The organism is Saprospiraceae bacterium, assembly GCA_026129545.1.
Lineage (GTDB): Bacteria > Bacteroidota > Bacteroidia > Chitinophagales > Saprospiraceae > M3007.
The window spans coordinates 3,026,908-3,048,258 of sequence record JAHCHX010000001.1; the positions used below are offsets into that span (position 1 = coordinate 3,026,908).

Sequence of the window (21,351 nt, forward strand, 5' to 3'; positions counted from 1 at the left end):
TTCACAAAAACGTTTCCATGTTTCGCTACGAACACCCCCAACATTTCTGGCTGCTCGCTGCCGTACCCTTGTTGGTGCTGCTGGTAGGTGCGTATTGGGTCTGGCGAAAAAACGCCTTGACGCGGTTGGGCAATGTGGAGCGCATGATGCCAAGTTTTTCAGCGCAGAGGCTGTGGCTCAAAACCCTCTTGCTCTCCTCAGGGCTGGTTTTGCTCGCCATCGCGTGGGCGAATCCACAATTAGGCGCCAAAAAACAAACCACCACTCAGCAAGCTTCCGATGTTTTTATCGCGCTTGATATTTCGCAGAGCATGTTGTGCCAAGATGTGGCTCCCAGCCGCCTCGAACTCGCCAAGGTATTTGCCCAAAAACTTGTGCAGGCACTTGAAGGCGAACGCATTGGCCTAGTGTTTTTTGCCGGCAACGCTTTCTTGCAAATGCCGCTCTCGACGGACTATCCCTTCATCCTTCAAAGCATACAAAGCGCCTCGCCTGACCTTATCACCGCACAAGGAACCGCCATTATAGCAGCACTTGATTTGGCGCAACAATCATTTGGCTACGAGCCGGGTGGGGGCCGGGCCGTCATCCTCATCAGCGATGGCGAAGACCATGACGAAGGTGCTGTGGAAAAAGCCAGAAAGACGTACTCCAATGGCATAGTGGTCTTTGCGGTAGGAGCAGGCACTGCGAGTGGCGGCCCTATCCCCACAGACGGGATGGGAGCAGCGCAATATAAGCGCGACGACAAAGGAGAAATAGTGCTGACCCGCCTCAATGAAGAAATGCTCAACAAGTTGGCCCAAGCAGGCGGTGGTCGGTCTTTCAATATCAAGCAAGGCAATGCCGCTATTTCGGCTTTGCGCCGCGAAGTGGGAAGCTTACAAAAACGCGCCTTAGAAGTGCGTTCTTTTGCTGAATTTGAATCTTGGTATCAGTGGTTTCTATTGCCAGCATTGATACTGCTGCTATTGGAAACCTTGATTTCGTTTAGAAAAAGAAACCGCCTTTCGTCATGAGCAAGTCCATCTGTTCCATATCGCTTTTGCTGTTTTTGTGCTCGACACTGTGGTGCCAATCGGCGCACAAACTGTTGCGCAAAGGTGACGAGGCTTTCGATTGGGAGCGCTACAAGGACGCGGAGAGACATTACCGCGATGCCGCCGACCTCCACTATGGCGACCCGCAAGCGGCTTACAATCTCGGCAATGCCCTCTACCAGCAAGGAAAATGGGAGGATGCCGAGGCCCGGTTTGGCCAAGCAGCCCGCACAGCTACCGACCGCAATTTCAAGGCAGATGCGCTGCACAACTTGGGCAATGCTTTGCTCAAGCAAGGAAAATACAAAGAGGCCATGGATGCTTATGAAAATAGCCTCCGCCTGCGTCCAGGCGATGCCGACTCAAAGCAGAACTTGCAGATGGCCAAAAAGAAATTGAAAAAAGAAGAGGAAAATCAAAAGCCGCAATCAAAAGAACAGAACCAGCCCAACCAACAACAGCAACCCCCACCCTCACAGCAAGAACAAAATCAACAGCCACAACCCCCACAAAACGAGCAGCAAAACCAACCCCAACAACAACCCAATCAAGGTCAGCAGCAAGAACAGCAACCACCCGAAAGCCCTCAAAAATTGAAAAAGGAAGAGGCGCGTCGCCTGCTCGAAACAGCCATCGGGCCGGAAGACCAGAAAAACGCCAGAAAGTACCGCGAGCAGCGTCAACAACCCCAACGAAGCGACAGACGAAAAGATTGGTGAGCGTCAATGCTTATCCTTTATACAAAATCGGCAAACGCATCAAGGCCGCCGAGCTACCCTAAAGCCGACACTGCCATCGCGGAAATCGGGGTATCGGCTACTGCGGTTGGCAATACGGCAATGCTTCCCGCTATTGTTCCAAGCACCACCGCGCAAACAGCGCAAATCCCCCTTTTCGGGCCCGGCAGGGTCTTGAGCGTCGCGGGTGCGGGCATAGTAGCCCATGTCGTACCAATCGTGACACCACTCCCACACATTGCCGCTCAGGTCATGGAATCCCAGCGCGTTGGCCCGTTTGGTGCCGACGGGGTGTGGGTGTTTCATGGCATTGCCCGAATACCAAGCCAGTGCATTGAGATCACGTTTACTAAACTTCAAAAGTTTAGTAAACGTTACCCTAGACGATGCTGAAAACTTGGCGGCGCGAGGTATATCAACTTTTCACCTCTTTGAGGTGCTAAAATGACTTTATGGAAATCAAACGTTTGCGATATTTGAATTTTTGTGACCACTCAGGCAGGCGCAGCGCCCCGAAAAATCGGTAGGAGATGCTCGATATTGTTTGATGGAGGGGCCGCGCCCCGGAATGTGTTTCAGGGCACCATCCCTGGATTTTCAAAAGTTTTAACGCCAAACCCACGTTTGAATAGATTGTGCTTTTAGCCATACCCAAAACCTATCGGCGCGAAGCATATCACATTTCCGTATTCCCCCGATTACCGCATTATGCCTACAAAACAGATTCCTCCACAAAGGGCAATTTGTCGGGGAAGTCCGTTGTAAAATGCAGCCCCCGGCTCTCGCGGCGGTGCGAGGCCGAGCGGGTGATGAGGTAGGCAATGGTGATGAGGTTGCGCAATTCCATGAGTTGAGGGCTGACGGCGGTGGTTTTGTAGAGTTCCTCCGTTTCCTGATAAAGCAGGAAAAGTCGGTCGAGCGCGCGTTTGAGACGAATATTGGAGCGCACGATGCCGACGTAGTAGGACATGATTTCCTTCAACTCCTTAATGCTTTGGGTGATAAGTACCATTTCCTGCGGGTCGGTAGTGCCCTCGGCATTCCAATCGGGAATGTTGTCCTGAAAATGCCAACCATCCAGTTTGTCTTGAATGTCGAGGAAGATGCGGTGAGCAAACACCATCGCTTCGAGTAGGGAATTGGAAGCGAGGCGATTGGCACCATGCAGACCGGTACTGCTACATTCGCCTGCTGCGTAGAGCCGCCCGATGCTGCTGCGCCCATGTTCGTCGGTCATGATGCCACCGCACATATAGTGGCAGGCGGGCACCACAGGTATCATGTCGTGCATGGGGTCTATCCCGATGCTGCGGCATTTTTCATAGATGGTAGGGAAGTGCGCCACGAAATCATCTTTGTTAAGATGACGGCAATCGAGGTACATACAGTCGGTACCGCGTTTTTTCATTTCAGAGTCAATGGCGCGGGCCACGATGTCGCGTGGGGCAAGCGAGCGACGTTCGTCGTAATGCTGCATAAACTCTTCTCCTTCAGCGGTTTTCAGTATGCCACCAAAGCCACGGACAGCCTCTGAGACAAGGAAAGAGGGGTTTTCGCCTGCTGGATTATAAAGTGAGGTCGGGTGAAACTGCATGAATTCCATATTCTGCACGCGACCTTTGGCGCGGTAGGTCATGGCCACGCCGTCGCCCGTGGCGATTATGGGGTTGGTGGTGGCTTTATACACTTGTCCTGCACCGCCCGTGCAAAGAATGGTGACGCGCGAGAGGATGGTGTCAATATCCCCATTTTGTTTGTTGAGGGCGTAGCAGCCGTAGCACTCTATGCCGGGGGTGACGCGGATGACCATTCGCCCCAAATGGTGCTGGGTTATTAGGTCGAGCGCGAAATAGTGTTCCATCACTTTTATGTTGGGGTATTTGGCAGCCTCTTCCATCAGGGTGCGCTGCATTTCCCAACCGGTCAAATCCTTGTAATGGAGAATGCGGTGTTCGGAGTGACCGCCTTCGCGGGCGAGGTCGTAGCCCGAAGCGTTTTTTTCCTTGTCGAATCGAGCGCCCCACTCGATGATTTCTTGCACCCGACTTGGGCCTTCCTCCACGACGATGCGCACCACGCGCTCGTTGCAAAGGCCGTCGCCTGCGTCGAGCGTGTCGGCTATATGTTTTTCAAAATTGTCTTTTTCCTCGTCCCACACGGCAGCCACGCCTCCCTGCGCGTAGCGGGTGTTGCTTTCGCCTTCGGTGGTCTTTGTCAACACAAGGATTTGACGGGTTGGGAATTGTCGAGCGGCTTTGATGGAGAATGTCAGCCCGGCAATGCCGGAGCCGAGGACGAGTATATCGGTTTGGATGCGAGCCATAGTGACGGAGGGGGCGCACTGCTTGCTCCGTTCTTCGGGCGCGAAGTGTGCGCAGATGGTGGCAAAAATAGATTGACTGCTTGAAAACAGCGCCGGGGCATCTTTGTTGGAAGGTGCCCCGGCGGGAGAGTGTGCTATACTGACAGAACGCGGGATTTGTTCAATTGACAAACATATAAGATGCAGTGAGGGCCAGCCCCCAATTGCGGGGTTCCACGTTGCCAGCGCCCATTAAAAAAGTGTCATAGAATGAAGTCAAGCTTTGTTGAAAACGCAGATGGATGCCGATGTTGCCAAGGTCTATTCCGCCGCCTATGTGCCAGCCAAATTCGCTGCTATTGAAGTTCTCGGGGTCTTTTACCGCGCTCCCGTCAACGGTGAGTTTTTTTGAAAGCAGCACCGCGCCTTGCACCCCTACATGCAAATCAAGGAAGAACGGCAAATCAAAATCAATTGATAGCGGCAGCTCGATGTAGTTGGTAGCATAGCGCCCGGTATATCGCTGCCCAGTCACGTCCGTAGGGATATCGAGCGTGGCACCTTTGGTGTGAAAAAGCAGTTCTGGGCGAATGGAGACATAGTGTTTGAGCGGGATTTTGCAAAATGCACCTCCCACAAAGCCCACTTTCCCTTTGTCTTTTTCAACGTCATTGCTCAGGTTGTTGACACTGGCAAAGTTGGCCCCGGCTTTAAGGCCCCATCTGAATTCTCCAAAATTGGATTGTGCGGAGGCTGAGGTCCAGCAAAGCAGCGCAAACAGCGCGACAAGAGTTTGGCTTATTGTTTTCATGCTAAGGATGCGTTTTCGATATCAAAACGTTAGGATGCTTCTTCCTCCGCGCTGTTGTCGGTGCTTTCAGCATCGGTTTGTTTTTCCTCCGGCTGTTTCTTTTTAGGCCCGGTAGAGGGGTGGCCCGTGAAGTGTTTGAGCATGATGACTTCGCGCTGCGTCAGCTCGCGGAATGAGCCACGTTGCAAATCTTTTTTCGTCAGCCCGGCGAAGTAGAATCGGTCGAGTTTGAAAATCTCATAGCCCAATGCCTCGAACAGCCGGCGCACTACGCGGTTGCGGCCAGAAGAGATTTCGAGTTCAACTATGTCGCGTTCGGGGTGGTCTTCCGAGAAGCGAATCCAATTCACCTCCATGAGGCCATCCTCAAGTTCCACACCGCGTTCGATATGTTCCAAATCGGCTTGCGTAAGTGGCTTGCGGAGCCCGACGCGATATTGTTTCTGCACTTGCATGCTGGGATGCGAGAGTTTTTGCGCCAAGTCGCCGTCGTTGGTGATGAGCAGGAGGCCAGTGGTTTCGCGGTCGAGGCGACCAACGGGGTAGAGCCGTTCTGGGAAGTGCGGGTCCACGATGTCCATAACGGTCGGTCGGCCTCGGTCGTCGTCGGTGGTCGTGATGACATTTTTGGGCTTGTTGAGCAAAACATAGACGGGGCGCTCTTGGATGGTGGCCAGTTTGCCATCGCAAATGACCACGTCGCCGGGTTGAATGCGATAGAATGGCTCGTTCTTGACCTCGCCGTTGACGGTTACTTTGTTTTGCTCGATATATTCGACGGCTTTGCGTCGCGACGACACTCCACAATGCGCGAGGTATTTATTTAGGGGCATACCCTCGCCGCTCGGCAGACCGGGTTTCGGCTTGCGCTCGATGTAGAATTCGTCTTTTTTCTTGAAAGGTTTTTTGCCGAATGGCTTTTTGCCAAAACCGCCACCACCACCTTTGTTGAAGGGCTTGCGGTCACCATAAGGCTTGCGCTCGTAGCCGCCACCGCCGCCGCCTTGATTGCGGTCTTGCCAGGGTTTGCGTTCCCCTTGTTGGCCTCGGTCCTGCCAGGGCTTGCGCTCGTAGCCGCCACCGCCGCCGCCTTGATTGCGGTCTTGCCAGGGTTTGCGTTCCCCTTGTTGGCCTCGGTCCTGCCAGGGCTTGCGCTCGTAGCCGCCACCGCCGCTTTCCTGATTGCGGTCTTGCCAGGGTTTGCGTTCTCCTTGTTGGCCTCGGTCCTGCCAGGGCTTGCGCTCGTAGCCGCCACCGCCGCCGCCTTGATTGCGGTCTTGCCAGGGCTTGCGTTCCCCTTGTTGGCCTCGGTCCTGCCAGGGCTTGCGCTCGTAGCCGCCACCGCCGCCGCCTTGATTGCGGTCTTGCCAGGGCTTGCGTTCCCCTTGTTGGCCTCGGTCCTGCCAGGGCTTGCGCTCAAAGGTGCCTCCGCCGCTTTCCTGATTGCGGTCTTGCCAAGGCTTGCGTTCATTGGTTTCATCCTGATTTTCAGATGATTCGTTGTCCTGAAGGGGTCTCTCGCGCTCTTTCAGCGGGGAGACGGGGTCCGGCTTTGTAATGCGCGGACGGCGTTTTTTTTCTTCCATTAGTGGCGGTAACGTTGTGAAATGTAGTTGCTGTGTAAGTGTTTGAAGGGGTAAATATCGGGGTTTCATGGGTTTTAACAGGTTAATTTTTGCTAGAAGCGAAAGTTTTATTTTCAAATGTGTTCGAGCGCGAGCAAATCAAAAGCCCGCCGCGGGTGCCTTTAAGCAGCGCGGCGGGCTTTGTTGGTTGGTTGGTTCTTTGTGGAAATGAATCTTTTTTACTGAACGCGATGCTTAATCTGTTTTTATCCATTTCACTACCCATATTTTGCCTTTGTCTGTTGACAAGTGCAAATAGTAAAAACCAGCTGGCAGGTGAGCGACGGGTATCTCGTTTGTCAGTTCGGCTGTGCTAAGTCGCTGCATTAGTTGACCTTGCGCATTTAATATCTGCGCGGCTGCGGGTGTGAAGCCTTTGGTGTCCAAACGGAACGAGCTGCTGGTCGGGTTGGGATATAGCCGGATATAGGCCTCCGCTTCGAATATGTCGTCTGCGCTCACGGTGTTGCTAATAGTGATGGGTGCCAGTTGGGTTTGGCAGGCACTGGCATCAATGATGAGCAGGGAATAGATGCCAGCATTGAGGTTTTCCAAGTCCTCTTCATTGGAGAAGAACTCCCCGTTTTTACGCCAAATAAAAATGTACGGCGGCGTGCCGCCTACGGGCGTGATTTGAATGCTTCCGATGCCGAGAGCGAGCGAGTCGAAGATGATGGTATCTACCAAAATATCCGGCAGGGGGTTTACGGTTACTTTGAACGAGCAAGTAGATGAATTCCCTGAGGCATCTGTTACTCGAAAGGTCTGAACCGTGATGCCGTCATTGAAAGCGGAGCCGCTCGGAAGGCCGCTTATCAGCACTGCTTGATTGTTGCCAAGGCTGCAATTGTCTGAAACGTTGGGCGCGGGGTAATTGACCAAGTCTGCGCCACAGAGATTGATGTCGCCGGGGCAAGTGATGATTGGTGGCTGCACATCTCCCGAAGCAACCGTATCTGCTTGAGCGGCAAAACAGCCATCGGCATCAATCACCGTGACACTATAAATCCCTGCGGAGAGGTTGGTAGTGGTAGCGGTGGTGTCGCCATTGCTCCACAAGTAGGTGAAAGGCAAGGAGCCGCCTTCGAGGGTAACGGTGGCTTGGCCGTCGCTGGTTTCGGGGCAGGAGGCATTGGCAACCGCAATGCTTGCGGTGATAGCACAATTGAAGGCATTGACAATGACGGTCTGGCTAGCAATGCAGCCGCTGGCATCTGTGACACTGACAGAATAGCTGCCCGGCGCCAAGCCAGTGATGACGGCAGTGGTGTCGCCATTGCTCCACTCGTAAGAGTAGGGTTCTGTGCCGCCTGTTGGCAGGGCGGAAGCGGTGCCATCGTTGGCATTGGAAGCGGTTTCGGCAGTAGCGGTGGCATTGGCAGAAAGCGCAGGAGGCTCGATGATGCTCACAGATAGGGAGGCTGGGCAGTCATTGGCATCCACGATGGAAACGGTGTAGGTTCCGGGCGACAAATCGGTGATGGTAGCGGTGGTGTCGCCATTTGACCAAATGTAAGCTATGGGGGGGGCCGCACCCTCTACGGCGACCGTTGCGGAGCCATCGTTTGCACCGTTGCAAGAGATGTTCGTGGCGGAAACACTCGCCGTGATGCTGCAATTGAAACTGTTGACCGTCACGGTTTGCACGGTGCTACAATTGTTGGCATCGGTGACGGTGACGGTGTAACTGCCCGGCTCAAGGTTGGTGATGGTGGGGGTGGTGTCACCATTGCTCCACTGGTAGGAATAACCGGGAGTTCCGCCTGTGGGGGCAGCTGTGGCGGTTCCATCGTTCGCGCCATTGGAGGTTTCAGCCGTGGCTGTTGCGTTGGCTGCCAGTGTAGCAGGTTGTGTGACGGTGGCCGAAGCGGTGGAAGTACAATTTTCTGCATCGGTGACGGTGACGATATATGTGCCAGCGGGCAGATTGCCAATAGTGGCCGTGGAGCCGCCATTGCTCCAAGCAAAGACAAAACCTCCCGCGCCTCCGTTCGCAACGGCAGTGGCAGCGCCGTTGGCTCCGCCGTTGCAACTGACAGGCATGGCAGTGGCGCTGGCGCTGACTGGTGGCGTTTGGAAAACGGTGGCGGTGGCTGTTGAGGTGCAGCCATTGGTGGTGTTGGTCACCAACAAATTATAGTTTCCGGCCGCGTTCACCGTGGGGGTCAATGTGTTGGCCCCTGACACAATGTTACCGTTGGGAGTCGTCCACAGATAAGTAAAGTTGGGGCCTTGCGAGGAAGCGGAAGCGTTGAGTTGCACGGTTGGGTTATTGCAATTTAGATTGGGGGGTATCGCGATGCTGGCCGTAGGTGGTGTGGTGTTTTGAATGACTGTGACCGAAGATGTTGAAGTACATCCATTGGTGCCCCAGGTAACGGTCAACGTGTAGTTGCCGGGCGTATTGACATTCGGGTTGGGCTGGTTGGAGACAAAATTGTTGGGTCCGCTCCATGCAAATGCCACGGGCTGCGACGGCGAGCTGCCTGCGAGCTGCACGATTGTGTCAAGACAGGTGATAGGCCCGCTCACGGAGGCGTTGGCTCCCGGTGTGGCTATGTTTTGGTTGACGGTCACGGTGCTGGAAGCGGTGCAGCCGTTTGCTGTGTTGGTCACGGTGGCGGTGTAGTTGCCGGGCACCGATACATTGGGGCTTTGCTGATTGGAGGTGTAGCCGCCCGGCCCACTCCAAGCAAAGGTGGGATTGGCCGCATTGGTGGAAACGGTAATCTGGACATTAGTGACGACGCATGTCAGTATGCCGTTGACGCTTGAACTGACCGTTGGCGGGGTGGTGTTTTGCGCCACGTTCGCCGTGGCGGTATTGGTGCAATTGTTAGCAGGGTTGGTCACTGTGACGACATAGCTGCCGGGTACGCTCACGGTCGGATTTTGTTGATTGGAAGTAAAGCCTCCCGGCCCACTCCATGAGTAGGAGACTCCCGGAGTGTTTGAGTTGGCTGTGATGACAACACTATTGGATGCGCAAGTTAGCGTTCCGCCAGTTGCTGAAATATCGGGCGGATTGATGTTGCTTGTCACGGTTGTCGAAGCGGTGGAAGTGCATCCGTTGGTGCTGTTGGTTACTTGCAGGGTGTATGTGCCTGCGGCGTTCACGGTTGGCATCAGCGTAGTGGCGCCAGAAACGATATTGCCACCGGCTGAGGCCGTCCACAAGTAGGAAAAGTTAGGGCCTGATGATGAGCCTGTGCCGTTAAGTGTGACGGTTGTTTGAACGCAGGTAAGGGTGCCGGGCGGGCCAGCGACTGCTGTGGGAGGGGTTAGGTTGGCATTGATAGTGAAAGTGGTCACACGGGTGCAGCCGTTGTTGTCGGTCACAGTAACGGAATGCTGCCCGGGTTGTGAATAAGAAGCAGGATTGCCAGTGTCGCCGTTTGACCAGTTGTAGGAGTAAGGTGGAGTGCCGCCTGTTGCATTCGCTGTTACATTGACAGAGGGGTTGGCGCAAGTGATAAGCCCGGCAGGGGTTGCGGTGGCGTTGAGTATTGGCGGTTGGGTGATGGTCGCCGTCGCCGTGGCGGTGCCGCTGCCGCTTGAGCCAGTCACGGTGACAGTATAGTTGCCAGCCGTGAGGTTGATAGCGGTAGATGATGTCTGGCCGTTGCTCCACAAATAGGTGTATGGAGGGTTGCCACCTCCGGCCTCCACGGTCGCACTGCCGTTATTGCCACCAAAACAAGAGACATGGTTGATGTCCACGATAGTGGCGGTCACTGGGGCCGGGGCTTCAAAGGGTATTGTTTCGGATGCCGCGACGGGGAAGTCACCGTTATCGTTGCCATTTCCGTTGGTGAAATTTCCGATGAAATAAAATCTAATGATGTTGCCTGCGGCGCTGGCGGGCGAGGTCCAATTGAAGTTCCACGAGGTGGAGCCGCCCACAAAGTTTTTGCCATTGCGATGCTCGATATACTCGCGGCCAGCGAGGAACTCTGTGCCCGTCTCGGCATTTACAGAAGCAAGGTCTCCTGCGTTTGCGTTGTTGCCATTGACGACCACTAATTGGAACCCGCCCTTAGCCGGTGTGCCCGCTGTGGGGGTCATTGTGAGTGTGAGCGGATACAAGGTGTTTGGTTGAATGGTAGGCGGCAGGCCGCTGATTTCAACGTTGCCGTTGAAGCCGTTGGGGTTGCCGCCCCCGTGGCAACTGTTGCAATGCCCATTGAAAGGGGCGCCTGTGTTGCCCGTGGGTGGATTGGCATTGTTGGCGAGCCAAACGAGTACCCCCATAAGGAGGCCAATAGTGGGGAGCAAGCGGGAGTTGCGGATTGAGTTCATGCGAAAATTGTGTAGCTGTGAAAATGTAGAATAAAAAACAGGCAAAAGTAGATGCTCTATACGGCCATTTTCGCTGTTCGGGTTTTTAAAAGAATGTTTCTTTTTGTCAAAGCGCTTAAAAACAAAAAACCCTTAGCGAGCAACATTTGATTTGCAAGAAACGCAATACCTTAGAGGCTGATACCAACACACGAATATGTCAGAAGAACCCAAACAGGAATCATCCTTTGAACGCCTGCTCGACAAAAGCCTTCAGCATATAGAGACGCGCTGGGAGTATTACTCGCTCACAGCCACCGAAAAAATATCAGGTGCCGCATCCGCCTTTGCTGGTATGTTGATTATCATCGTTTTCTCCTTGATGATTCTGTTTTTTCTCAGCATCGGCTTTGCTGTGTGGCTTGGCGATTATCTCGACAATCGGGCAGGGGGGTTTGTGTTGGCAGGCTTGATATTTGTTCCCGTGGCCGCGATTGCCTATCGCTTCATTCCGCCGCTGGTCCGTTCCAAAATCATTCACAACATGTTACAGGATGAAACTACTGAAGACGAAAACACAAGTGGATAACCTTAGCGAACTCAAAAGGCGAAAAGCCGAACTAAAGACTCGCCTTGAACGGGAGCAAGCAGACCTGCGCGCTAGTTGGCAGGAAGTCCGCTCCGACCTTCGCCCAAGTCAACTCGCTTCCAGCTTTGCCCAGTCGCTCCTTGGGCTCTCCGAACCACCCGGTCCGGTAGCAACGGGGGTGGCCAATAGCTTGCGGGGGCCGCTACATGTGGCCACCGACTTGCTGGTGGGCAATACCCGTGCGCGGGTGCTGCTTAAAATAGTGGCCCCGCTGCTGCTCGCTTATCTGCCCAACTTGTTTAAAAAAGCAAAAGGCGTATCGCTGCGTTCGTCGAAGGCCAAGTTGTACGGCGCTTTGCGAAGTGGCGTGGCGGATTTGCGCAGCCAGCTGAAACGCAAAAAGACAGACACGCCCAACGAAACGGAAGACATTATCCAACCCTCCTGATTTTGTTTGAACAAACAACTTGACCATGGAAAAACGCAACACACTCGGACTGTTATTGGTGGGTGCCTTAGCGGGTGGGGCCGTGTATTTTCTCTTTTTCACCGAGCGCGGAAGGAAAATGCTCGACCGTTTGACCAACATGGCCACCGACAAATTGGATGAATGGTTGGCAGAGCTGGAAAGGGAGCTTGAAGTGGTGGAAGACGAGGTCGAAAAAGACGCTTCCATGGGCCATTCCTGACCCTTTTCAGAACACTATTTCCATCTGGATATTTGCCCGCTTGAACTCTTGACTGTCCAAAGGCACCACGCGAAAACCGAGTTTGAAATACAGGTTGATGGCCTGAAAGGCCTTTGTGTTGGAATATAGAAACACCCGTTTTGCGCCGAGTTTTCGCGCCCTTTCCAGCGCCGCCCAACCCAGTTTTTCCCCGATTTTCAGCCCCCGTGCCTTTTCTGCCACAGTCATTTTTGCCAGCTCGAACGACCCGTTGCCAAACGGTTGCAAGGCGACCGTGCCGATGATTTCATGGTCTTTTTCGGCCAGCAGAACCGCCCCGCCGCCGCTGAGAAAATACTTTTCTGGCTGGCCAAGCGTCTCCCGGTCTATTTCCTCCACTTCAAAATCCTTCGCAATCCAGATAAGGTTCAATCGCTCCCAAGCCGCTTGATGGCGCGGCTCATAGTCAATGATGCGCACGGACTGCTCGGCTCTGTCGCGGGCGATACGCTTGGCGACATCCAAAAAACGTTCCTGCTCAAGGCGTGCCTCCACCTCGCTGATGGCCTTGAGCAAGGGCGTTGCCCCCTCGCAGATTTCTTCGAGGGCTGCTTCTATCACGCTCCAAGCAGGCTCCATTTTCGCTACCAAATCAAGCGCTAGCGGCGAAAGGCTGAGCAGTCGGCGGCGTGAATCGGTTTTGTCTTTGAGCGAGCGAATCCACTTTTTCTGCTCCATTTCGCGCACCAAAGCAATGACCGAGGGATGGGCGTAGCCGATTTCGGTGGCAAGGTCGAGAATCCCCAGCGGTGATTTTTTTGAAAGCGTGTACACCACAGGCCAAAACTTTGGCTCGAATTCGATGCCGAAATGCTGGTAAATCATGGCACCGTCTTTGCGTAGATTGTCGGCAAGCCGTTGCAGGCGCGTGGAAATGGCGAGATACCCCGCCGCGTCAATGATGTTGGATGCATGTTTCATGTCTGCAAAACTACGTTGTTGACTACTTGTTTTGCAAATGATTTTTTTTCAATTTGCAAAATGAACCGCGTCGTGAGTGTCTTTTACAAGGCAACTTCGGCATTTACTCCTTTTTTCGGCGGGCAACCCCTACCTTTGCGGCGCTTTTTAGCAATGGAGCGAAACGCAAGAGTAAACATGACAATCTCGCTGCCCTCCCCATGAACATGGGTTTTCGTTTCGTCAAATTCAATCCCGGTATTTCGGGATAGACCAACTATCGTTCATAATTTCATAATTTTTCATTAAGAAATGCCATACCTCTTCACTTCCGAATCCGTGTCAGAAGGTCATCCCGACAAAGTATCCGACCAAATCAGCGATGCCATCCTCGACGCATTTTTGGTGCAAGACCCCGAATCCAAAGTAGCTTGCGAGACACTGGTGACTACCGGCCTCGTCGTAGTCGCAGGCGAGGTGCGCTCCAAAGCTTATGTGGACGTGCAGGAAACTGCTCGCCGCACCATCGAAAAAATCGGCTACACAAAGGCCGAGTACCAGTTTGAAGCCAAGAGCTGCGGTGTCATCAGCGCCATTCACGAGCAAAGCCCCGACATCGCGCAAGGCGTGGATGTGGGCAAAAAAAGCGAGGATGAGCAAGGCGCGGGCGACCAAGGCATGATGTTCGGCTATGCTACCAACGAGACGGACAACTATATGCCACTTGCTCTCGAACTCGCCCATCTGCTGTTGCGCGAACTCGCGGCCATCCGAAAAGAAGGCAAGCAGATGAAGTATCTGCGACCCGACGCAAAAAGCCAAGTCACTATCGAATACACCGACAAGCACGTTCCTAAAAAGATTGATGCCATCGTCGTCAGCACGCAGCACGACGATTTCGACACGGAGGAGAAAATGCAGGCTCGCATTGCCGCCGACGTGCAAAAAATCCTCATCCCGCGTGTGAAGAAGCACCTGCCCAAACGGGTGCAAAGGCTCTTCACTCCCGACATCAAATACTATATCAACCCCACTGGCAAATTCGTCATAGGCGGGCCACATGGCGACACGGGGCTTACCGGCCGCAAAATCATCGTGGACACCTATGGTGGCAAAGGCGCGCACGGCGGCGGTGCTTTTAGCGGGAAAGACTCTTCCAAGGTGGACCGCTCGGCAGCTTACGCCACACGCCATATCGCCAAAAACCTGGTGGCTTCCGGCCTGTGCAGCCAAGCTTTGGTGCAGGTCGCGTACGCCATCGGAATAGCGCAGCCCGTCGGGCTTTATGTCAATACTTATGGCACTTGCAAGGTGAAAGGCTTGAGCGATGGCGAAATCGCGCAAAAACTCCTCAAGATTTTCGACTTGCGCCCAGCGGCCATCGTGCGGCGTTTTGGCTTGAAAAACCCAATTTTTTCGGAAACGGCCGCTTATGGACATTTTGGTCGCGAGCCGCAAAAGAAAAAAGTTCAAATCGGCCTGAACGGCTCCACGAAAACCCTCGAGGTAGAGACCTTCACTTGGGAAAAACTCGATGCGGTGAACGACATCAAAAAGGCTTTTGGCTTGAACTGATGCCCGAAGATTGCCAACCTGTAGGATGCAGGTGCTTCACCGGATAGTGAGGCACCTGTTTTTTTTGTGTCCCCGCGCAAGTCCAATAACTTGCGGCCCGGTCATGTCCATTTTTCAAACCATCATAAAAGCTTTCATCGTCGGCACGGAGCGCCACCCGCTCCCTGAAAAGGCTTTGGCCCCCTTGAACATTTCTCCTTCCCCCGACCCCGCGCAAACGCTTATGGAAGCACTCGCAACAACTCACCTGTTGAAGCATGCCGCCTCCCTGCTCGCGGTCGCCGCTCCATCCGCCACTGTTCCTTCCTCACCAGCAGATGAGGCAACGTACTGCAACGATGCCGCTGCAAAAGACCTGTGGTTTCTGTTGTCGGGGCATCATATAAATGCGCTGCCGGAGTTTGTGAAGCTGGCGGCTCAAAACCATCTTTTTGTGCCCCCCGAACTGCTGCCCGAGTTGCTGGAGCGGGCAGCCCGCGATGCTAATTTAGTGGATAAAATTCGACCTGTATTGGGAACGCGCGGCGAGTGGCTGGCTCACCAAAACCCAGAATGGAGCGAAGTGGTCAGGGAGGAGGAAATGGATTGGCTCACCAATACTTTTGCGGAACGCAAAAAACTACTACGATTGACTCGTGCCCGCAACCCCCTGTTGGCACTTGCTTGGCTCGAAAAAACATGGTCGCAGGAGACAGCAGGCCACAAAGCCCAATTCGTTGATATACTGCAAGTTCGCCTGTCAGCGACGGATGAGGATTTGTTGGAAAGGGCACTTTTGGACAAAAACCGTGAAGTGCGCCATGCGGCGGCCATCGTTTTGATGAAGTTGCCGGAAAGCCGTTTTTTTTCATCAACCGTCCATTTTTTCAGGGAAAGGCTCGCGTCGGCTTTGTCGCAGGATGGAGGTATTGCCGATTTTTTTTTAAAAAAGACACTGCCCGACCTTTCCGAAGAGGCTATTGCCCCATGGCTCGCGCTTTTGCCGAAGGATGCCTCTGACGATTGGCGTGTGGCGCTATTCCGCTGTTTGCTTCGCCTGCTTCCACCCGCCCAGCTACTCCTGTTGAGTGGTCAGTCATGCGAGCGCGTACTTGACACGCTCGACAGGTCGAACAATGCGGATGCGCTGTTATCATCCATCGTCAGCCACAAAGATGAGCAATGGACAGGCGCGGTGCTACGGCGCTTCACCCGCGATTTTCGTCATGCGTTGTGGCGAACCAAAGAAATGGAGGCGTTTCTTGCACTTTTTGTGGAGAAGGCCATGGTGTTTTTCGGACAAAACAACTTGGTAATTGAGCATGACAATCAGATAGCGCTGCGAGCAGTGGAGGGGCATCGTCAGCCTTGGTCCATAAATTTGTTGGAGTGTCTTTTGGAGCAATATCGCCGCCTTGCTTATGGTAGCGGGGTCATTCCCGGTTGGCATTTTGCTTCAGCGCTCCAGACGGCGGCGTACCACTGTAATCCAAGTGAGGCGACCCATGCCGCTTTGGTGCGTGATTATTTGCAAAACCCGCCCAGAGCACGACCCAAAGAGTTTGAGACGTTTTTGGCAATCATTCGGTTCCGGCTGAAAATGCGTGAACATCTTTTGCTGGCAGGTGAGCAAGCCGAGGAAAGCAAACAGTAGCCAAATCGCATCATGTCCGCTCGTGATGGAGCAGATACTGCACCGCCAGACGGTAGCCTTCGAGTCCTAAGCCGATGATGCTGCCCACACATTTTGCCGACAAAAAAGAGTGGTGCCGAAAGGCCTCCCGCCGATATACATTACTAATGTGCACCTCCACAACGGGTGAGGGAATGGCCCCCACGGCATCGCCCAAGGCAATAGAGGTGTGGGTGAGCGCCCCGGCGTTGAGCACGATTCCATCCACTGAAAAGCCTGACTCGTGCAGCTTGTCAATGATTGCGCCTTCGTGGTTGCTTTGAAAATAGGCGAGGTCGGCCCCCGGGAAATCATTCTTCAGCACCCCGAAGTACTCGTCGAACGATCGGTGGCCATAAATCTCCGGCTCGCGTTTGCCCAACAAATTGAGATTGGGGCCGTTGATGATGAGAATTTTCATAAGTGCAAATTTCTCCCGAATTTTGGAAGGTTTTTTCAAAAATCGAGACCATGAGCAAAATACTACGCCTTTTCCTGTACCTCTTCTTGTGTTCATGTCCCTGTGGTGCCGCGACGCAATCTGTCCATATCTCGGAGAGCATTTCGATACGCAATGACTACGGCTATGAGCTCATCGGGCGTTTGCGCGACCGGATTTTGTTGTTCCGCGACAAATTCGACGATTTTGAGGTACAGGCGTTCGACAACCAGATGCGCCATTCTTGGACGCGAGGCTTGGATGATTTGGACCGGCGCGGGGTACAGATACTTTCTGTGGTCGGCGGCAAGAACGATTTTTCCATCATCCACAAAGTGCGGCGGCGTGGCCGCGCGGTACTTCGCATCCACAAGTACGACCCGGGCGCCAATCTGATTGACAGCATGTTGGTGAAAGATTACGGTGAACGTCCCTTTGCTCCCCCTTCGCTTGAGATAGCAAGCAGTGATGACAAGAACTGTTTTGTCGTGTTCAACACTTCGGAGCGCAACAAGTTGGAAATCACTTGTTTCCGTCTGGATAAAATGCAGGTGCTATGGGACAAAACCGTTGCTATTGACGAGGAGTTTTATGAGGATGGGTTCAAGGGTTTGGCGTTGAGCAACGCGGGTGAGTTGTTTATTGTGAATGAGAAAAACAACCGCCGTTCCAAATTGGGAGCGCACGAGTTCACCATCCTGCGCGTGAGCGATGCTCCCGATATTTTCACTCGTGCTCCATTGGGCGAATACTTGACCCGCGATGTGCGATTCATCTACGACAATCTAAACCAGCGTTTGGTGGCGGCAGGGCTTTATGCCGAAAAAAACCGCGACCGCTCCAACGGCGTGTTCTACTTCGCCATCACTCCCGGCGATTTGTCCAGCCGGGTGTTGCAATACGAATCCTTCGACGACAAGTTCATCTCTGTGCTGAGGCAGAAAGATGTGTCAGACGACACAAAAGGCGTAGAAGATGCCGAGGTGAAGCAGTTGGTGCTGCGACAAGATGGCGGTGTGATAATGGTGGCAGAAAGACAGCGCGAAATACAACGCGGCGCAGCGGCAGGTAGGGGTTTTTGGCGCGAAGGAATGCGCATGGTGATGGATTTTTACTACGACGATGTCTTCATCGTCGCTATGCACCCCGACGGGCGAACGCATTGGAAAACGGTGCTGCACAAGAAGCAATACTCACAAGACGACAGTGGCACTTTTTCGTCTTTCTACCTTGCCCGCACGGCAGACCGCTTGCATGTGTTGTTCAACGACGAGATAAAATACGAAAACACTTGCAGCGAGTATGTCATCGCGCCCACAGGCGATTTTGACCGCAATAGCATCATCAACACCATTGGGCAAAATCTGCGCTTGCGCTTCCGCGATGCCCTTCAAATCAGCTCCCGCGAGTGCGTGGTGCCTTCCGAATTTCGCAACCGGCTCCGATTGGTGCTGCTCCGATTTCAATAAGCCCCCTCAACCGTTATCAAAACCATGATGCCCCGACGCTCAAATCGGCCACTCACCCCCGATGAGGCACTTGCCAAGATGGAGCACTTCTGTGCTTATAGAGAGCGATGCCCCAAAGAAGTGCGGGCAAAATTGGCCGAGCTGGGCATGAAAGGAGCGGATGCTGCCCAAATCCTCGAAGTGTTGAGCGGGGATGGCTTCTTCGACGAAGAACGCTTTGCATTCGCTTACGCGGGTGGGAAATTTCGGATGAACCATTGGGGACGTGCCCGCATCCGCCAAGAGCTCCGGATGCGCGACATAAATGAAAGTGTGATTCGCCGCGCCTTAGATTCGATTGATGAGCACGAGTATCTAAAATTACTGAAGCAACTGGTGGAGAAAAAAAGTCGCCAATACGCAGGTCAGGAACACGCACGCGAAAAAACAGCCGCATCGCTCATTCGAGCGGGGTTTGAGCCGGAATTGGTTTTTCGGTATCTTTGACAAAACAAACGCACATCGCCCCGATTGTTTCGCCAAATTCCGCCTCTTAGAAACCTGACTTTTCCAAAAAGTTGGTAAACCGCACCTCCCGGCGAGCTGTTAACTTTCGCTTCTTTTCCGATTGTTCACATTTCAAACTGCTCTGTTATCGTATGGCAAAAGATAAACTCACACTCAGCGACCTCAAAGTGCAAAGCTTCGTCACCTCGTTGGACGATGAATCTATGACCTCTCTCAAAGGAGGCCACTATGTCAAGGGACGTCAGTACACCTATCGTACTCGTTGGACAGCGGTGGACACCCGCGCCGATGCGTTGATCGACCTGACGCACAACGGAATCAAAGCTGGCGGCTAAGCGTCATTGTCAAGTTTGTTTCCTCATTTCCCGTCTCCATTTCTCCGCTACTGTGGCTGCAAACGTTTGCCCTGTTGTTTTGGCGCTTAGCCAAGCTTCAAGGTCAAATGTTTGCAGCACCGTTTGGGCGCTTTTGTTCGATGCGAGGCGCTGCAAATCCTCCCTCATTTTATGAAAAACAGCCCGTTGCTCTTGTGGGTTGGGCTGCCTCACCAACTCGGACATAAAGTGAATAAACCGCTTTTCCAAGTCGTAGAGGCGGTTTTTCTTTTGTAAGAATCGTGTAGCGGAACGCAACAACGAATCCAGCAACACAGTGTTTCCCATCTCAAAGTGAAGGATAAGAGCCAGTATTCGCGCCAGGCTTTGCAAGTCCTCGCGTTCGACGGAGCGGGGTTGGTTTTGCCATTCGTTCAGATACTCCAAGGCGCGGTCGTAGTCGCCGCAACCCAAGCAAATCGTGCAAAACTGAAAGTAAAAACTCGCCGTTTCATAGTCGTGCGAATCAAACTCGCCAGCCTCATTCAGGCACCGTTCCATTTCTTGACGGGCTTCCTCAAACGCACCGGTATAAGTGCACAAGGCAAACTTGTTGGTGAAGTACTGGCGGTGGATTTTGCGCCGGTCATCCTCTGTGATAGGGGTCAGAGCACGCAATTTTTCAAGACACTCCCGCACTTCGTCGTATCGCTGCAATAGGCCACAGGATAAGATGAGATTGCTCAAGGCGGCGATGTAGTCGGAGATGTTTTCGCGCAAGAAGTGCGGCTGCGACTCCAGCAGCGCAATGAGTTTTTGCCCTGTGTCGTAGAATTGCTCGTATTCCAGCGCGGCGTAGTGGTAAAGATTCAGCGTGCGGTAGAACGTGACCCTTGCCTTGTGCGATGCAGCTTGGTCAGGGTCGCTGAAAGCGCCCTGATTTACAAGGCTTTGCAGGCGCTCCATGCGGTCGAAGCCGCGTTGTTGCGCCTCCCTTTTTATAGTGGTGTACACTTGAAAAAAGGCTCTGCGGTAGTCGGTGGCATTGCGCAGTTGCTCCAAAATCCGGTCTTCCTCGAACTGAAGATGTTCTAACTGACGGTGCAAAAAATCTACGTCCATGCGAGTGTATGCCAGTTGTTTTTCCCAACGGATTATTTCGAGCAGGTGCGTGAAGCTTTCATATTGACGCGCCAATTTGGCTGCCTTGTGCAAAAGGTCGCGACAGTCGTCGTAATGGCCGCGTTTGTAGAGTGCCGCCACGCTCTGTACAAAGTGATTGAGCCGATACTCCACGGACTGCTGTTCGTCGAACGATTGTAGGCTTTTAAGCACCATTTCGTACAAATAAGCCTTCAACTCGGAGTATTTTTTCCCTTCAGGCTGCTGGTTTTTATAGATTTTGTGTTTCAAAAATTCATCGTCAAAAACCTCCATCTCGGCCATCGCATCGAACAGCTGCTGGTATTGGTATTTCCCCTCTCCATCTGTTTTTTGTCCCATGAACAGCTTGCAATAACGCTTTTCTGTCGGCGAAAGCGAGCGAATGAGGCGATACAATTTGTCGGACGGAGTTTTAGCCATGACGTTTGAAAGGCCAAAAATGTCGCGTTTTTAGCATTTTTCAAAACTCGGCACGACGCTTAGAAACCTGACTTTTGCCTAAAAGTTGGATTGCTCACAGCAAATAGGCCCGATACTTTTGTCTCAGAAATTTTTGTCAAATCTCACAAGCAGAGCAAGGACACACCAGTGATTTCATCACGTCAACGTCATTTTTTCGAGCCTGTATAACCTTGACAACCGCATCTGATGTCTATTTAACAGTAAACCATCCGTGTCATGTTGAACGCAGTATCTATCCATAGCATCGCCGACTCCAACAAGCCTAACAGCAGCACCCGTTCGGTCGCTTTTATGCCGGAATATGGAAGCAAAAAAAAGGCTTCAAAGAAAATCGTGTTGCCCACGATGGAAGGGCTGTGTTTTGAAAAAGTACGCAACATCGCTTACTTGGAGGCAAGCGGCAACTACACCTTGCTGCATTTCACGGACAAAAGACAGATTTTGGTGTGCCGCACCCTGCGTGAGGTGGAACAAATGCTGCCAGAGAAAGGCTTTGCTCGCATACACCGTTCGCACACCATTCACCTGAAACACATCAAAAGATATGTGCGCGGAAAAGGAGGACATGTGGTTTTGCAAAACGGTGTCACCCTTGTGGTTTCCGCTGGGCAAAAAGACCTTTTTCTCAATGCTTTGCGACAGTATTTTGGATAAACACGACTATCAGCGCAGCCCCCCAATTGCCTCTAAACGACCACCTTGGCCGCAATCGCTCCCCACATCCGAAAGGAACCCGTGTTTGAATTGCCCCAGAAGCCAG

General features: G+C 53.0%; 19 protein-coding genes. 11 read left to right on the forward strand and 8 right to left on the reverse strand.

From position 1 onward, the window contains the following. The first annotated feature begins 17 nt into the window (after positions 1–17). Both KIS77_11765 and KIS77_11770 read left to right on the forward strand, forming a co-directional pair. Positions 18–1,019 (forward strand): VWA domain-containing protein, encoded by a 1,002-nt coding sequence (locus KIS77_11765; GenBank protein MCW5923016.1) that lies wholly within the window; start codon positions 18–20, stop codon positions 1,017–1,019. Beyond that, positions 1,016–1,759: a tetratricopeptide repeat protein gene (locus tag KIS77_11770; GenBank protein ID MCW5923017.1), complete on the forward strand. Its 744-nt coding sequence runs from the start codon at positions 1,016–1,018 to the stop codon at positions 1,757–1,759. Before KIS77_11765 ends, KIS77_11770 begins: the two co-directional genes overlap by 4 nt. 39 nt (positions 1,760–1,798) lie before the next feature. Here KIS77_11770 and KIS77_11775 read toward each other — a convergent pair whose 3' ends face one another. The 5 genes from KIS77_11775 to KIS77_11795 form a co-directional block, all read right to left on the reverse strand. Next, entirely contained in the window at positions 1,799–2,083 is a 285-nt protein-coding gene (locus KIS77_11775; protein ID MCW5923018.1) for an SUMF1/EgtB/PvdO family nonheme iron enzyme, read from the reverse strand. 406 nt (positions 2,084–2,489) lie between these two features. After that, a complete protein-coding gene (gene nadB, locus KIS77_11780; GenBank protein ID MCW5923019.1) occupies positions 2,490–4,100 on the reverse strand; it encodes an L-aspartate oxidase in 1,611 nt (536 codons plus the stop codon). A 160-nt stretch (positions 4,101–4,260) separates the two neighbouring features. Continuing rightward, positions 4,261–4,890 carry a PorT family protein gene (locus KIS77_11785; GenBank protein MCW5923020.1) on the reverse strand — a complete coding sequence of 210 codons (630 nt, stop codon included), beginning with the start codon at positions 4,888–4,890 and terminating at the stop codon, positions 4,261–4,263. A gap of 29 nt (positions 4,891–4,919) precedes the next feature. Then, a complete protein-coding gene (locus tag KIS77_11790; protein ID MCW5923021.1) occupies positions 4,920–6,476 on the reverse strand; it encodes an rRNA pseudouridine synthase in 1,557 nt (518 codons plus the stop codon). A gap of 234 nt (positions 6,477–6,710) precedes the next feature. Next, positions 6,711–10,814, reverse strand: a complete 4,104-nt coding sequence (locus KIS77_11795) for a T9SS type A sorting domain-containing protein (GenBank protein MCW5923022.1) — start codon at positions 10,812–10,814, stop codon at positions 6,711–6,713. Positions 10,815–11,010: 196 nt separating this feature from the next. Here KIS77_11795 and KIS77_11800 point away from each other — a divergent pair, with 196 nt between their 5' ends. Genes KIS77_11800 through KIS77_11810 form a run of 3 tightly spaced genes read left to right on the forward strand, consistent with a single transcriptional unit; the run spans position 11,011 to position 12,071 of the window. Next, a complete protein-coding gene (locus tag KIS77_11800; protein MCW5923023.1) occupies positions 11,011–11,382 on the forward strand; it encodes a hypothetical protein in 372 nt (123 codons plus the stop codon). After that, a complete protein-coding gene (locus KIS77_11805) occupies positions 11,348–11,830 on the forward strand; it encodes a hypothetical protein (GenBank protein ID MCW5923024.1) in 483 nt (160 codons plus the stop codon). The genes KIS77_11800 and KIS77_11805 overlap by 35 nt, the downstream gene beginning before the upstream one ends. A gap of 25 nt (positions 11,831–11,855) precedes the next feature. After that, the gene (locus KIS77_11810) at positions 11,856–12,071 is read left to right on the forward strand and encodes a hypothetical protein (protein ID MCW5923025.1); all 216 of its coding nucleotides are present in this window, start codon (positions 11,856–11,858) and stop codon (positions 12,069–12,071) included. 6 nt (positions 12,072–12,077) lie between these two features. On the opposite strand, the gene KIS77_11815 is transcribed toward KIS77_11810, so the two are convergent. Further along, the gene (locus tag KIS77_11815) at positions 12,078–13,031 is read right to left on the reverse strand and encodes a MarR family transcriptional regulator (GenBank protein ID MCW5923026.1); all 954 of its coding nucleotides are present in this window, start codon (positions 13,029–13,031) and stop codon (positions 12,078–12,080) included. A 291-nt stretch (positions 13,032–13,322) separates the two neighbouring features. On the opposite strand from KIS77_11815, the gene metK reads away from it, so the two are divergent. After that, positions 13,323–14,585: a methionine adenosyltransferase gene (metK, locus tag KIS77_11820; protein MCW5923027.1), complete on the forward strand. Its 1,263-nt coding sequence runs from the start codon at positions 13,323–13,325 to the stop codon at positions 14,583–14,585. A 103-nt stretch (positions 14,586–14,688) separates the two neighbouring features. Further along, on the forward strand, positions 14,689–16,218 hold the full coding sequence (locus tag KIS77_11825) for a hypothetical protein (protein ID MCW5923028.1): 1,530 nt from the start codon (positions 14,689–14,691) through the stop codon (positions 16,216–16,218). 10 nt (positions 16,219–16,228) lie between these two features. Here the strand turns inward: KIS77_11825 and aroQ are convergent, their stop codons facing one another. After that, positions 16,229–16,657 (reverse strand): type II 3-dehydroquinate dehydratase, encoded by a 429-nt coding sequence (aroQ, locus tag KIS77_11830; protein ID MCW5923029.1) that lies wholly within the window; start codon positions 16,655–16,657, stop codon positions 16,229–16,231. Positions 16,658–16,707: 50 nt separating this feature from the next. Between aroQ and KIS77_11835 the strand changes: the two genes are divergently transcribed. The 3 genes from KIS77_11835 to KIS77_11845 all read left to right on the forward strand — a co-directional run bounded on the left by KIS77_11835 (position 16,708) and on the right by KIS77_11845 (position 18,986). Continuing rightward, positions 16,708–18,144 carry a hypothetical protein gene (locus KIS77_11835; protein ID MCW5923030.1) on the forward strand — a complete coding sequence of 479 codons (1,437 nt, stop codon included), beginning with the start codon at positions 16,708–16,710 and terminating at the stop codon, positions 18,142–18,144. Between the two features lie 24 nt (positions 18,145–18,168). Beyond that, positions 18,169–18,630, forward strand: a complete 462-nt coding sequence (locus KIS77_11840) for a RecX family transcriptional regulator (GenBank protein ID MCW5923031.1) — start codon at positions 18,169–18,171, stop codon at positions 18,628–18,630. 152 nt (positions 18,631–18,782) lie between these two features. Further along, a complete protein-coding gene (locus KIS77_11845; protein MCW5923032.1) occupies positions 18,783–18,986 on the forward strand; it encodes a pinensin family lanthipeptide in 204 nt (67 codons plus the stop codon). A 9-nt stretch (positions 18,987–18,995) separates the two neighbouring features. On the opposite strand, the gene KIS77_11850 is transcribed toward KIS77_11845, so the two are convergent. After that, positions 18,996–20,549, reverse strand: a complete 1,554-nt coding sequence (locus KIS77_11850; GenBank protein MCW5923033.1) for a hypothetical protein — start codon at positions 20,547–20,549, stop codon at positions 18,996–18,998. 258 nt (positions 20,550–20,807) lie between these two features. Here KIS77_11850 and KIS77_11855 point away from each other — a divergent pair, with 258 nt between their 5' ends. Further along, positions 20,808–21,245 (forward strand): LytTR family transcriptional regulator, encoded by a 438-nt coding sequence (locus KIS77_11855; GenBank protein ID MCW5923034.1) that lies wholly within the window; start codon positions 20,808–20,810, stop codon positions 21,243–21,245. The last annotated feature ends 106 nt before the right edge of the window (positions 21,246–21,351 follow it).